The following is a 12,211-nucleotide window of genomic DNA, read 5'->3' on the forward strand; positions in this document are numbered from 1 at the left end:
CACTGGAGCATCATCCGAACCGGCACCCAGTACTGGCTCCGGCCACCGGGCGAGGTCGCCCCGGAACAGACGCTGATCGCACTGCCCAGCAAGCGAGCGAAGCTGTAGGTTTCGGGGCTTATGGTTCGGTCCCGGGGCTCAGGGCTAGACGGGCTCGACCACCGGGGCTGAAACCACCGGAACGACAAAAGGCCCCCGATCGCTCGGGGGCCTTCCTGTCCGACTGGGTTGTTGGCAATCAACCCATGTTGTTCACTGTGCGCGAGGGGGGACTTGAACCCCCACGTCCTTTCGAACACTGGCACCTGAAGCCAGCGCGTCTGCCAATTCCGCCACTCGCGCGAACTTAGGAAGATTAGCACTTTCCGAGGGCCCTCCGCCATTCGAGGCAGGCAGGCCCCGCAAACACGGGTCTGCACGGCGTGGCGAACACCCTGAACCCACGCTGGATATGCGCCCGACGTGGCGACACAGACTCGCTCCCGTAGGATGACAACCCTCGCCGGGTATTGCCCGGCGGGTGAGTTAACACTTGAGACAAGTAACATGCTCATAGCCGAAAGGATCGGATCGGGAGACCTGTGGGCATTCTGGATAGTTTTGAAAAGGGTCTCGAACGCGCCGTCAACGGTGCCTTCGCCAAAACCTTCAAGTCGGGATTGCAGCCGGTGGAAATCACCTCGGCGCTGCGTCGCGAACTCGACACAAAAGCAGCGGTCGTGTCCCGCGATCGAATTCTCGCGCCCAATCGGTTCACGGTGCGGATGAGCCACGCCGACTTCCAGCGCATGTCAGCCCTTGGTCCAACCCTCCTTGATGAACTCACCGAACTCGTGCAGCAGCACGGTCGCGAGCAGCGCTACCAGTTCGCCGGCGGCGTCTCGATCACCCTCTCCGCGGATCGAGGCCTCAGTGAGGGAATGGTCCAGATCGACTCCAGCACCATCAAGGGCAGTGTCGCCTGGATCCCCGTGATCGAGGTCAACGGCAAGCGTTACCCCCTCACGCAGTCGCACACTGTCATCGGCCGCGGCAGTGACGCCGACATCACCATCGACGACTCCGGCACCTCCCGCCGCCACGTCGAAATCCTCTGGGACGGCTCCCGCGCCCAGGTGCGCGACCTCGGCTCGACCAACGGTTCCCAGCTGAACGGCTCGCCGGTCACCCAAGCCATCCTCGAACCCGATTCCGTCGTCACCATCGGCCGCACTCGCATCGTCTTCCGGGTCATCGCGCAGGCCTCCTCGTCGTCCGAGCCCGTCACCGAGCGTCGTCGCGACGGCGGTCGTGAACGCCACGACATGGACGGCTTCTGGGGGCCCACCGCATGAGCGTCAGCGAACTCACCCTGCTGGTGCTGCGCCTCGGCTTCCTGCTGTTGCTGTGGCTCTTCATCTTCGGCATCGTCTACGCCCTGCGCAGCGACCTGTTCGGCCAGCGCGCGCGCAAGATGCAGGCTGATGTTGCGGCTCCGGCCGGCGCGCCCGCCGCGTTCCCGAGCGGCGCACCTGTTCCATCCGCCACCCAGCCGCCTGCCGCCTCGGCCTCCGCACCGACGGAGCAGTTCACGGCCCGGCCGAGCCCGGTGTCCACCGCCGTGGACGACAAGGCCACCAGCCAGAACGCGACCCGCCTCGTGATCACCTCCGGCCCGAAGGCCGGCACCGAGTTCCCGCTCACGGGCGACTCGATCACGATCGGCCGGTCCGGCGACTCGAGCCTCGTCATCCGTGACGACTACACGTCCACCCACCACGCGCGTCTGATGCTCTGGCATGACAAGTGGATGATCCAGGATCTCGATTCGACCAACGGCACCTTCCTGGACGGCAACCGCCTGGTCGTGCCGACCCCGGTCCCCCTGAACACCACCGTCAAGATCGGCGCAACCAGCTTCGAGCTCCGGCGGTAGCTCATGGCGACAGTCAGTCACAGCGCGGCCACGTCCCACGTTGGAAAGATTCGGTCCAACAACCAGGACTCCGGCTACTCCGGACACCATCTTTTCCTGGTAGCCGACGGCATGGGCGGCCACGCCGGAGGCGACGTCGCCTCGGCGATCGCCACCAAGCGCATCATCGAGGCTGACCGAGACTTCCAGTCCCCGCAAGACGCCGAGTTCGCTCTGCAGGCGGCGCTGATCGCGGCGAATTCACAGCTCGCCGAGACCGTGTTCGAGCACGCCGAACTCACCGGCATGGGCACCACCGTCAGTGCGCTGATCGTGCTGGAAGACGAGGTGGCGATTGCCCACATCGGCGACTCCCGCATCTACCTGCTCCGCGAGGGTGAACTCTCGCAGATCACCATCGACCACACCTTCGTCCAACGGCTCGTCGACAGCGGCCGCATCACGGAGGCGGAAGCCATGGTGCATCCGCGCCGCTCCGTGCTCATGCGCGTGCTGGGCGACGTCGAATCGTCGCCGGAGATCGACACCTCCATCCTCGCGACCTTCCCCGGTGACCGCTGGCTGATCTGTTCCGACGGGCTCAGCGGCGTGGTTTCGAATTCGGGAATCGCCGCGGCCCTCCTCAGCCCTCTCAACGCCCTGGGCGTCGCCGATCGCCTGGTCAAGGAAAGTCTCGACGGCGGGGCCCCCGACAACGTCACCATCGTCGTCGTCGACATCGGCTCGCCCGCCGAACGCACCGACCTGCCGACCGTGGTCGGGTCGGCATCCGCTCCCCTGGCCTTCGGCGAAGAGCCCACCCGCGGCCGGGCACTGCGCATGTCCAGCCTGCGCCTGCACCCCGTGCGGGAGACGCACTTCGAACCTGACTCCCAGGACTACCTCTCGGAGCTGATCGAGGAAGACAACCGCCGTGCCCGCCGCCGCAAGCTCACCTGGCTGGTCGGCATCATTCTGCTGGTCCTGACCATTGTCGGCGCCGGCTTCCTGGGCTATCGGTGGACCCAGTCCCGCTACTTCGTGGGGGTCGAGGGCAGCACGGTCGCCATCTACCAGGGTGTCCAACAGGACCTCGGACCCGTCTCCCTGTCCTCCGTCTTCGAGGACACCGACCTGGAGCTGTCCGAGCTGCGGGTCTACGACCGGCAGCAGGTCGAACAAACCATCAGCGCAACCTCCCTCGCGGACGCGTTGCTCATCGTCGAACGGCTCCAAGATGCCAGCATCCAGTAACCGGTCCACGACGACGGATGCGCCGCCTCGCACAGGTCGCGTGCGCCGCCTGCACCTGCCGCAGAAGCTGCGCAACCTCGAGTTGTTCCTGCTGCTCATCGCCTGCGGCATCAACGCCGCCAGCGTGGTGCTCGTTCAGCTCGGCGCACTCGGACGCATCGACACGACTCTGGTGTTCCTCGGCGCGGGCCTGTCGGCCCTGGTGCTGGCCATGCACGTGGTGCTGCGCGTCGTGGCCCGGGAGGCCGACCCGTTCATCTTGCCGATCGCCACCCTGCTCAACGGCCTCGGCATCGCCATGATCTACCGCATCGACCTGGCCAACGGAGAGTCCGGCTGGGCCAGCGCCTCCGTGCGTCAGACCGTGTGGAGCGCCCTGGCCATCGGCTGCGCGATCGCGGTCATCTTGATCATCCGCAACCATCGGGTGCTGTTCCGCTACACCTACATCGCGGGTTTCGTCGGTGTGGCCCTACTCCTGCTCCCGCTCGTGCCCGGCCTCGGCCGCGAGGTCAGCGGGGCGCGCGTGTGGATCGGCGTCGGCTCCTTCGCCACCTTCCAGCCGGGCGAGATCGCGAAGATCGCCCTGGCCGTCTTCTTCGCCGGCTACCTCGTGCGCAACCGCGACAGCCTCTCCATGGTGGGCAAGAAATTCCTCGGCATGCGATTCCCCCGCCTGCGCGACCTCGGCCCGATCCTCGTGGTCTGGGCGCTGTCCATGTCGGTGATCATCTTCCAACGCGACCTCGGCACCGCCCTGCTCTACTTCGGCCTGTTCCTGGTCATGCTCTACCTGGCCACCGGCCGCCTCAGCTGGGTGCTGCTGGGCATGTCCCTCTTCCTCGGCGGCGCCCTCATCGCCAGCCAGACCCTGGACTACGTCAACGGCCGGTTCCGGAACTGGCTCGACGCGCTCAACCCGGATGTCTACGGGGCCGACGGCGGCAGCTACCAGCTGGTGCAGGGTCTCTTCGGCCTCGCCAAGGGCGGCCTCCTCGGCACGGGCCTGGGCCAAGGGCGTCCCGAGATCACCCCGGTTCCGCAGAGCGACTACATCATCGCCAGCCTCGGCGAGGAACTCGGCCTGGCCGGAGTCTTCGCGATCCTCGCGCTCTACCTGCTCCTCGTCGCGCGCGGCTTCCGCATCGGCTTCGCCGGCAATGACGACTTCGGCAAGCTGCTCGGCGTGGGCCTCTCCTTCGTCATCGCCCTGCAGTGCTTCATCGTGATCGGCGGCGTCACCCGGGTGATTCCCCTCACCGGTCTGACCACACCCTTCCTCGCCGCCGGCGGGTCCTCCCTCGTCGCGAACTGGATCATCGTGGCCCTGCTCCTGCGCCTATCCGACACGGTGCGCAACCAACCCAGGCTGGTGGTCTGATGAATCGTGAACTCAAACGGGTGAGCATCGTGGTGCTGCTCATGTTCGTGGCACTGCTCGCCTCGACCACGATCGTGCAGGTCTTCCAGGCGGACAGCCTGTCCGCGGATGCCCGTAACACCCGCACGCTCTACGACAGCTACTCCGTTGAACGCGGACCGATCCTCGTCGCGGGCCAGCCGATCGCCCAGTCGATGCCCGCCGGCGATGAATACAAGTTCCAGCGCACCTACAGCAACGGACCGCTCTACGCCCCGGTCACCGGATTCATTCCGCTCAACGGTGCGCCCACCGGGCTGGAGCACGCCCTCAATGGCGTTTTGAGCGGAACCTCCGACGCCCAGTTCTTCGACAAGATGAACGCCCTGATCACCGGCCAGAACCCCACGGGAGCCTCCGTGGAGGTCACCATCGACCCGGTCGCGCAGCAGGCCGCCTGGGATGCCCTCGGCGACCTCACCGGCTCCGTCGTCGTCTCCGAGCCGGCGACCGGTCGCATCCTCGCCATGGTCTCCAAGCCCAGCTACGACCCGAACCTGCTCACCGTGCACGACAACCAGCAGGTCACCGACAACTACCAGGCGCTGTTGAACGACGAGAACGACCCGCTGATCAGCCGGGCCACCAAGACCCTCAACCCTCCCGGCTCGGTGTTCAAGCTGGTCGTGATGACGGCCGCCCTGGAATCAGGCAAATTCACCCCGGATAGCACCTTCCCCAACCCGGCCACCTACCAACTGCCCGGATCGTCGGCGATCGTGATCAACTCCGGCGGCGGCACCTGCGGCGGCGGCGACACGGTGACCCTCGCCACCGCACTGCGTCTCTCCTGCAATATCCCGATGGCCGAACTGGGTCTGCAGCTGGGGAACGAGGCCATCCGCGACACGGCCGAGAAGTTCGGCTTCAACACCGACTACTCCGTCCCCCTGGACGTGTCCCAGAGCGTGTACCCCACGGTTCTCGACGACGCCCAGACGGCATTGTCGGCCTTCGGCCAGACGGATGTCCGCGCGACGGCCCTCCAAATGGCGATGGTTTCCTCCGCCATCGCCAACGGCGGCCAGCTGATGACGCCCAACCTCGTCGACAAGGTGACCGCGCCGGATCTGAGTCCGATTCAGGTCTTCGAGCCGGAGGCGATGGAACGCGTGATGAGTGCGGAAACGGCGGCGACACTGACCCAAATGATGGTCAATGGAGTCCAGGACGGCGCCGCCAGCAATGCAACAATAGATGGGGTCAAGGTGGCAGGTAAAACAGGCACGGCGGAGAACGCCGAGGACGAGCCTTACACTTTGTGGTTCACCGGATTCGCTCCTGCGGAGGATCCGAAATATGCGATCACCGTTCTCGTTGAAGATGGCGGGGGACTTGGCCAGACGGGGTACGGCAATCTGCTTGCCGCACCTATTGCAAAGGATGTACTAGAGGCGGTGCTGAACAAATGAGACCCACATCAGGGCTCACCTTCGGGGGACGATACGAGCTGCAGTCCCGGATCGCCATTGGCGGTATGGGCGAGGTTTGGAAGTCCGTCGACCTCGTAATCGGCCGCACGGTCGCCATCAAGATCCTGAAGGACGAGTACCTCGGTGACCCTGGGTTCCTCGAGCGTTTCCGCGCCGAGGCCCGTCACGCCGCGCTCGTCAACCACGAAGGCATCGCCAACGTGTTCGACTACGGCGAAGAAGACGGCAGTGCCTTCCTCGTGATGGAACTCGTACCCGGTGAGGCGCTCTCCACCATCCTCGAGCGCGAGCATGTCCTCCCCGCCGACACGGTGCTGGACATCGTCTCCCAGACGGCCGCCGCGCTGCACGCAGCGCACGCCGCGGGACTCGTGCACCGCGACATCAAGCCGGGAAACCTGTTGATCACGCCCGAAGGCCGGGTCAAGATCACCGACTTCGGCATCGCCCGCATCGCCGACCAGGTTCCGCTCACCGCGACCGGCCAGGTCATGGGCACCGTGCAGTACCTCTCCCCCGAGCAGGCCAGCGGCCGCTCCGCGTCGCCGACCACCGACATCTACTCCCTCGGCATCGTCGCCTACGAAAGCCTCGCCGGCCGCCGCCCGTTCACGGGCGAGTCCCAGGTCGCGATCGCCATGGCGCAGATCAACGAGACCGCCCCCGACCTGCCCGAAACGGTGTCGGAGCCGGTGCGCAACCTGGTGATCTCCTGCCTCGCCAAGAACCCCGCGGACCGCCCGGCCTCCGCCGCGCACCTGTCCCGTGCCGCCGCAGCCCTCCGCCGCGGCGACATCGCGGCGGCTGCGGCATCCGTGCCTGCCATCATGAACGGCGTCACGCCCACTTCCGCGACCATGCTGATGCCCGGCGCCGGCGGAATGCAGGCCACGACCGTGCTCCCCACCGGAGCACCAGTGACACGGACCGCCACGACGGAGACGGACACCGAGGAGAAGAAGCGCAGCCCGTGGACCTGGCCACTGATCGGCCTGATCGCCCTGCTCGCGCTCGTGCTCACCGGCACCCTGATCGCCCTGTTCACACAGGACAACACGACGCCGGCCCCGACTACGACCCCGACCACATCGGCGCCGGCGGCACCGAGCCAGACCACGACGCCCACCCCGGCCGTGACCCCCACGCCGACGCCGACCCCCACCAGCAACACCGTCGAGGTCAGCCTGGCTGATTTCCAGGGACTGACCAGCGCGGAGGCCCGCGACAAACTGGCCACCATGGAATTCGTGGCAGATGTCCAGACCGGGAACGCGGCCACCACCCCGGACCAGATCGCCGACACCGTCTACGACGTGAACCCCACCGGCCCGGTGACGAAGGGCTCCACGATCACGGTCACGGTGTACGGCGCCGCCGCCACCCCCGACGACCCGACAGCCGCTCCCACCGTCGCGCCGGCGTCAGTCGCCTCCGGCGCCGAGGTGACGGCCACCTGGGCAGCGCAGACCTGCCCCAGCGGCCAGACCCTCTCCGGCTACGAGGTCGTGGCCGACGGCGCCGCCGAATCCCCCGGCCCGGTCGGCCCGGACGCCACCTCGGCCAAGATCACCGCGGGTCCCGCTGCCGGAACCTTCACGGTCAAGTTCCGCTACTTCTGCGGCCAGGTGGAGTCCGCCTACTCGGAGTCCAGCAACATCGTCACCGTGACGCCGGCGGCGTAACGGAGGCCCGGACGGTTTCCGCTAAAATACGAAGAACTGTGTGCGCGAGCTGGGAGTACTGCTTTGACTGATGAAGGCCGTCTGCTCGCTGGTCGTTACCGGGTGGGCGCTCTCCTCGGGCGTGGCGGCATGTCCGATGTGCACATCGGCACGGATTCACGGCTCGGCCGCACGGTCGCGATCAAGCTGCTCAAGTCATCGCTCGCAGCCGACCCGGCCTTCCGCACCCGCTTCCGCCAGGAGGCGCAGGCGGCCGCCCGCATGGCTCACCCCACCATCGTGCGCGTCTTCGACGCGGGCGAGGAGTCCGTCTCCGAGGGCGGCCACGAGTCCCAGATCCCGTTCATCGTGATGGAATACGTCGACGGGCGTCTGCTCAAAGACATCATCAGCGAGGGCCCGGTGCAGGCCGACGAGGCCGTGCGCATCATCGACGGCGTTCTGACCGCCCTCGAATACTCACACCGGGCGGGCGTCGTGCACCGCGACATCAAGCCGGGCAACATTATGATCACCAAGACCGGCCAGGTCAAGGTGATGGACTTCGGCATCGCCCGGGCCATCTCCGACTCCTCGACGACCGTGGCGCAGACCACGGCCATCCTCGGCACGGCCTCCTACTTCTCCCCCGAGCAGGCCAAGGGCGAATCAGTGGATGCCCGCACCGACCTGTACTCCACGGGCGTTGTCCTGTTCGAGATGCTCGCCGGGCGCCCGCCGTTCCGCGGCGACTCGGCCGTTGCCGTCGCCTATCAGCACGTCAGCGAGTCCCCGGTCAAACCGAGCTCGATCAACTCCAAGGTGTCCCCCGCCCTCGATGCCGTCGTGCTGCACTCCCTGGCGAAAGACCGCTTCGATCGATACCAGAGCGCCGTCGAGTTCCGTGGCGACGTCGACTTGGCCGGGTCAGGGCAGATTCCGAACTATCAGGCGGTCGATGATTCCAGCGCCGGGCTGTTCGCGGCTCCCCAGCCGGCGGTATCCGGGTCCGAGCTTGCACTCAAGCAGCTCACCGAGGACGAGACAATGGTTCGCACGCAGCGTCGCCCACCCGTGATCTGGATCTGGGCCGGCATCCTCAGCGTCGTCGTCATCGTGCTCTCCGTCATGATCTGGGCCTTCAGCCTCACCCCGAGCAGTGATCTGCCCGACAATTCCCGCCGGGTGCCGTCGGTCACCGGATTCAGCTATGAGAACGCACAGAATTCACTCCTGGACCAGGACCTCGCCGCGATCCGCGCCGAGGAGGCCAGCGCCACTGTACCCAAGGACCAGGTGATCCGCACAGATCCGCCGGCGGGCACAATCGCCCAGCCGACCGACCTGATCGAGGTCTACGTCTCCACCGGCGCGCAGCCGGTCGACGTTCCGGATGTCACGAACCTGCCTCTCGCCGACGCCCAGACCGCGGTCTCGGACCTCGGCCTCACCCCGGGGTCCGTCACGCGGGAGAACTCCCCCACCATCGCCGCCGGTCTGGTGCTCCGTACCGACCCGGCCGCCGCGACGACGGAGAAGACCGGCGTCACAGTGAACTTCATCGTCTCCAGCGGACTCGTCCCCCTCCCCGACCTTGAGGGTCAGCTCCTGAACGCGGCAATCGACATGCTCGCCGCTGCCGACGTGCAGCTGTTTCCCGTGCCCACGCCCGATGCCACCTGTCCCCAGCAGGACGGCCAGCCGGTGACCCAGCAGTCCCTGGCTCCGGGCGACGTGCCCCAGAAGTCCGAGGTCACGCTGGTCTACTGCACCGGCCCGGCTGCCGACTGAGACCCCGCCCTACGGCTCAGGGCCAAGCCCACAGCTCAGCTCAGCTTGAGCATGGGAGTGAGGCTCTTGGCCGTCTCCGGTGCGCCAGGCAGCCCGGCCAGCACCAACCAGTTCGCCACCATCAGGTAGCCGCCCTCGGTCAGCACCGACTCGGGGTGGAATTGCACACCCAGAATGGGTGCGCTCACGTGCCGAAGCCCCATGATCACTCCGCCCCGTGTGCGCGAGGTGACGATCAGGTCGCTCGGCACGGTACCGTCCACGACCGCAAGCGAGTGGTACCGCGTGGCCGTGAACGGCTGCGGCACGCCGGCGTAGAAGTCGCTGCCATCGTGAGTGATCACGCTGGTCTTGCCGTGCATGAGTTCCTCGGCGTTGGTGACCGTGCCGCCGAAGGCTTCCGCGATCGCCTGGTGCCCCAGGCAGACGCCGAACAGAGGCAGCCCGGATTCGAGGGCGGCCCGCACGATCGGAATGGAGACGCCTGCATCGGACGGTTTGCCGGGGCCGGGCGAGATGAGCACGCCGTCGAATTCCGCGATGCGGTCCGCGGCTTCCTCCGGCTCGAAGGCGTCGTTACGCAGCACGACCGTTTCGGCGCCGAGCTCCATCAGGTAGCCGTTAAGCGTGTAGACGAAACTGTCGTAGTTATCGATGACGAGGATACGGGTCATGGGCTTCCCACCGTGACTTCCTGATTGTTGACAATGGCATCCACCCATGGGAACACCCAGGTGGCAAGCGTGAACAGCACGACGGCGATCAACAGGAACACCAGCACGACCCGGAGCCAGATCGGTCCGGGTAGAATCCGCCAGAGAGCAGCGTACATCCGAGCCTCCTAGCCCTGAGCCTGAGCGTTGATGACGGCCGCGACTTCGGCCGGTGGGCCGGCGGATGTCGGCTGCCACGCCTCGAGCACACCGTACGCGATGATGCGCTCGGCCGTGGACAGCAGGGGGTTGCAGCTGGTGAGGGTGATGAACCTGTCCACAGGCGCGGCGTCCGGATCGTGCGGCACCGGCGCGAGTACGGCGACCTCGGTCGGTGCGACGTACTCGAGGTCGCGGAACCGGTAGGTGTAGTAGCCGTCGGCGGTCTGAACGTAGATCGCGTCGCCCAGCCGCAGTTCATTGATCAGGTGCATGCCGCCGCCGTTGGCACTGCGGTGCGCAGCCACGGCGAAGTTGCCGACCTCACCGGGCATCTGGGTGCCGGGGTAGTGGCCGACTCCGAGCCGGGAGCTGCTGAGCACGTCGTTGCCGATACCCTCGGCGATGGACCGGTGATAGTCCGTCCCGAATCGCGGCACGTAGAGCACGGCGAAGGATTTGGCGTTGGAGGGTGCCTCACCGACGACCGGCTCGCCGAAGTCGACCGGGGCCGATTTCGACGGCTCGGTGGCCTCCGGGGCCGCCGGGGCCTGATCGCGGCTGGAGCGGTCCTCGTCGATCCAGGTCTGGCTGATCTCTGCCGCCGCCTCGGACTGCTGACCGGCCATGACCATGTCATTCCACCAGAGTTGCCAGACCAGAAAGGCGAGCACGAGGGCTCCGGCGGTGATGAGCAACTCACCGAAGACCCCCACGACACTGACCCGCGGACGCCGCCGGCGGCGGAGAGCGCGGCGGGTCGCCCCTGCGGGAGGCTGATCTGCTCGCTCGGACATGGTGTCGATTCTAATCGGGGAGGTGCGTCGCCTCTGCCGGGCGCCTGCCGATAGATCCAGCCAATGACGCTAGAATCGCAGGCATGTCACGCTCGAATCCCCGCAGCAAGCCCGCCCGCACCGAGGTCGCCCGCTCCGGCGAGGCCGGGCCGAACGCCGTGTGGTTCAAACCGGTGATGTTCGGTTTCATGCTGATCGGGCTGGCCTGGATCATCGTCTTCTACGTGAGCCAGGGAACGCTGCCCGTCGCCGGCTTCGGTTCGTGGAACATCCTGGTCGGCTTCGGGATCGCCTTCGTGGGCTTCCTGATGACCACCCGCTGGCGCTGATCCGGCCCCGGTCCAGGCCCGTCCCACTCCCCCACGCCGGGATAATGACAACGGTGTAATTATCCCCATGTGGACAAACCTGTGGATAACTTCTCGGCCGGCAACCGTGGCAACTCGTTGAATCCAGGCTCGGCAACCCGCTAGACGCACCTGATAGGGTGCTGTCTGAAACCAAGCGGGGGCACCGGCCGAGACGCGGCCGAGATGTGTTTCCGCCGTGTGAGAAGAGGCGTAACGCATGAAGGCATCAGCAGAACTGGGCTCCAACCTCCAGTCCGTCCTCGTCGATCTGATCGAGCTGCACGTGCAGGGCAAGCAGGCGCACTGGAGCGTCGTGGGCAAGAACTTCCGCGACCTGCACCTGCAGCTCGACGAGATCATCGATGACGCCCGGCTGTTCTCCGACGTGTTGGCGGAGCGGATGCGCGCCCTTGATTCCCTTCCGGACGGCCGAAGCGAGACCGTGACCGCAACCACCCACCTCCCCAAGTTCCCGGACGGAGAGGTCGACACCACGGAGACCGTCGACCTGGTCACCGTCCGCCTCAACGCGACCGTGGACAACATCCGTGCCGTGCACGACGCGGTCGACGAGGAGGACCCGACGAGCGCCGACCTCCTGCACGGCTTCATCGAGAAGCTGGAGCAGTACGCGTGGATGGTCAGCGCCGAGAACCGTACCCCGCGCAAGCCCACGGCCAAGGCCCCGACCAAGCCCGTCGGCAAGGCTTGAGCCGGAAGCTTCGACCCCTGTTCCACC

Annotated in this window: 12 protein-coding genes and 1 tRNA gene; 9 read left to right on the forward strand and 4 right to left on the reverse strand. The window is 66.6% G+C overall.

Going from position 1 to position 12,211, the window contains the following annotated elements; translation table 11 throughout:
- Positions 1-258 precede the first annotated feature (258 nt).
- Positions 259-342 (reverse strand) — tRNA-Leu (locus tag E3O67_RS04735).
- 239 nt (positions 343-581) lie between these two features.
- Between E3O67_RS04735 and E3O67_RS04740 the strand changes: the two genes are divergently transcribed.
- The 7 genes from E3O67_RS04740 (at position 582) to pknB (ending at position 9,453) form a co-directional block, all read left to right on the forward strand.
- Entirely contained in the window at positions 582-1,334 is a 753-nt protein-coding gene (locus E3O67_RS04740) for a DUF3662 and FHA domain-containing protein (protein WP_134427888.1), read from the forward strand.
- Entirely contained in the window at positions 1,331-1,915 is a 585-nt protein-coding gene (locus tag E3O67_RS04745; RefSeq protein ID WP_134427890.1) for an FHA domain-containing protein, read from the forward strand. Before E3O67_RS04740 ends, E3O67_RS04745 begins: the two co-directional genes overlap by 4 nt.
- A gap of 3 nt (positions 1,916-1,918) precedes the next feature.
- Positions 1,919-3,148, forward strand: a complete 1,230-nt coding sequence (locus E3O67_RS04750; protein ID WP_134427892.1) for a PP2C family serine/threonine-protein phosphatase — start codon at positions 1,919-1,921, stop codon at positions 3,146-3,148.
- Positions 3,132-4,529 (forward strand): FtsW/RodA/SpoVE family cell cycle protein, encoded by a 1,398-nt coding sequence (locus E3O67_RS04755; protein ID WP_134427894.1) that lies wholly within the window; start codon positions 3,132-3,134, stop codon positions 4,527-4,529. The genes E3O67_RS04750 and E3O67_RS04755 overlap by 17 nt, the downstream gene beginning before the upstream one ends.
- Positions 4,529-5,980 (forward strand): penicillin-binding protein 2, encoded by a 1,452-nt coding sequence (locus tag E3O67_RS04760; protein ID WP_134427896.1) that lies wholly within the window; start codon positions 4,529-4,531, stop codon positions 5,978-5,980. Before E3O67_RS04755 ends, E3O67_RS04760 begins: the two co-directional genes overlap by 1 nt.
- Positions 5,977-7,683 carry a serine/threonine-protein kinase gene (locus E3O67_RS04765; protein ID WP_134427898.1) on the forward strand — a complete coding sequence of 569 codons (1,707 nt, stop codon included), beginning with the start codon at positions 5,977-5,979 and terminating at the stop codon, positions 7,681-7,683. The genes E3O67_RS04760 and E3O67_RS04765 overlap by 4 nt, the downstream gene beginning before the upstream one ends.
- 63 nt (positions 7,684-7,746) lie before the next feature.
- Positions 7,747-9,453 carry a Stk1 family PASTA domain-containing Ser/Thr kinase gene (gene pknB, locus E3O67_RS04770; protein ID WP_135102099.1) on the forward strand — a complete coding sequence of 569 codons (1,707 nt, stop codon included), beginning with the start codon at positions 7,747-7,749 and terminating at the stop codon, positions 9,451-9,453.
- Positions 9,454-9,488: 35 nt separating this feature from the next.
- Here pknB and E3O67_RS04775 read toward each other — a convergent pair whose 3' ends face one another.
- From E3O67_RS04775 to E3O67_RS04780, 3 genes are read right to left on the reverse strand one after another with little or no spacing between them, the layout of a single operon-like run.
- A complete protein-coding gene (locus tag E3O67_RS04775; RefSeq protein ID WP_134427902.1) occupies positions 9,489-10,127 on the reverse strand; it encodes an aminodeoxychorismate/anthranilate synthase component II in 639 nt (212 codons plus the stop codon).
- The gene (locus E3O67_RS16830; protein WP_166786910.1) at positions 10,124-10,285 is read right to left on the reverse strand and encodes a hypothetical protein; all 162 of its coding nucleotides are present in this window, start codon (positions 10,283-10,285) and stop codon (positions 10,124-10,126) included. The genes E3O67_RS04775 and E3O67_RS16830 overlap by 4 nt, the downstream gene beginning before the upstream one ends.
- A 9-nt stretch (positions 10,286-10,294) precedes the next feature.
- Positions 10,295-11,122, reverse strand: coding sequence for a class E sortase (locus E3O67_RS04780; protein WP_135102101.1), 828 nt, complete (start codon positions 11,120-11,122; stop codon positions 10,295-10,297).
- 83 nt (positions 11,123-11,205) lie between these two features.
- Between E3O67_RS04780 and E3O67_RS04785 the strand changes: the two genes are divergently transcribed.
- Both E3O67_RS04785 and E3O67_RS04790 read left to right on the forward strand, forming a co-directional pair.
- A complete protein-coding gene (locus E3O67_RS04785) occupies positions 11,206-11,451 on the forward strand; it encodes a cell division protein CrgA (RefSeq protein WP_104100630.1) in 246 nt (81 codons plus the stop codon).
- A 238-nt stretch (positions 11,452-11,689) separates the two neighbouring features.
- Positions 11,690-12,184 (forward strand): Dps family protein, encoded by a 495-nt coding sequence (locus tag E3O67_RS04790; RefSeq protein WP_134427906.1) that lies wholly within the window; start codon positions 11,690-11,692, stop codon positions 12,182-12,184.
- Positions 12,185-12,211: the final 27 nt, after the last annotated feature.

Source organism: Cryobacterium sp. TMT3-29-2, assembly GCF_004564305.1.
Classification (GTDB): domain Bacteria; phylum Actinomycetota; class Actinomycetes; order Actinomycetales; family Microbacteriaceae; genus Cryobacterium; species Cryobacterium sinapicolor.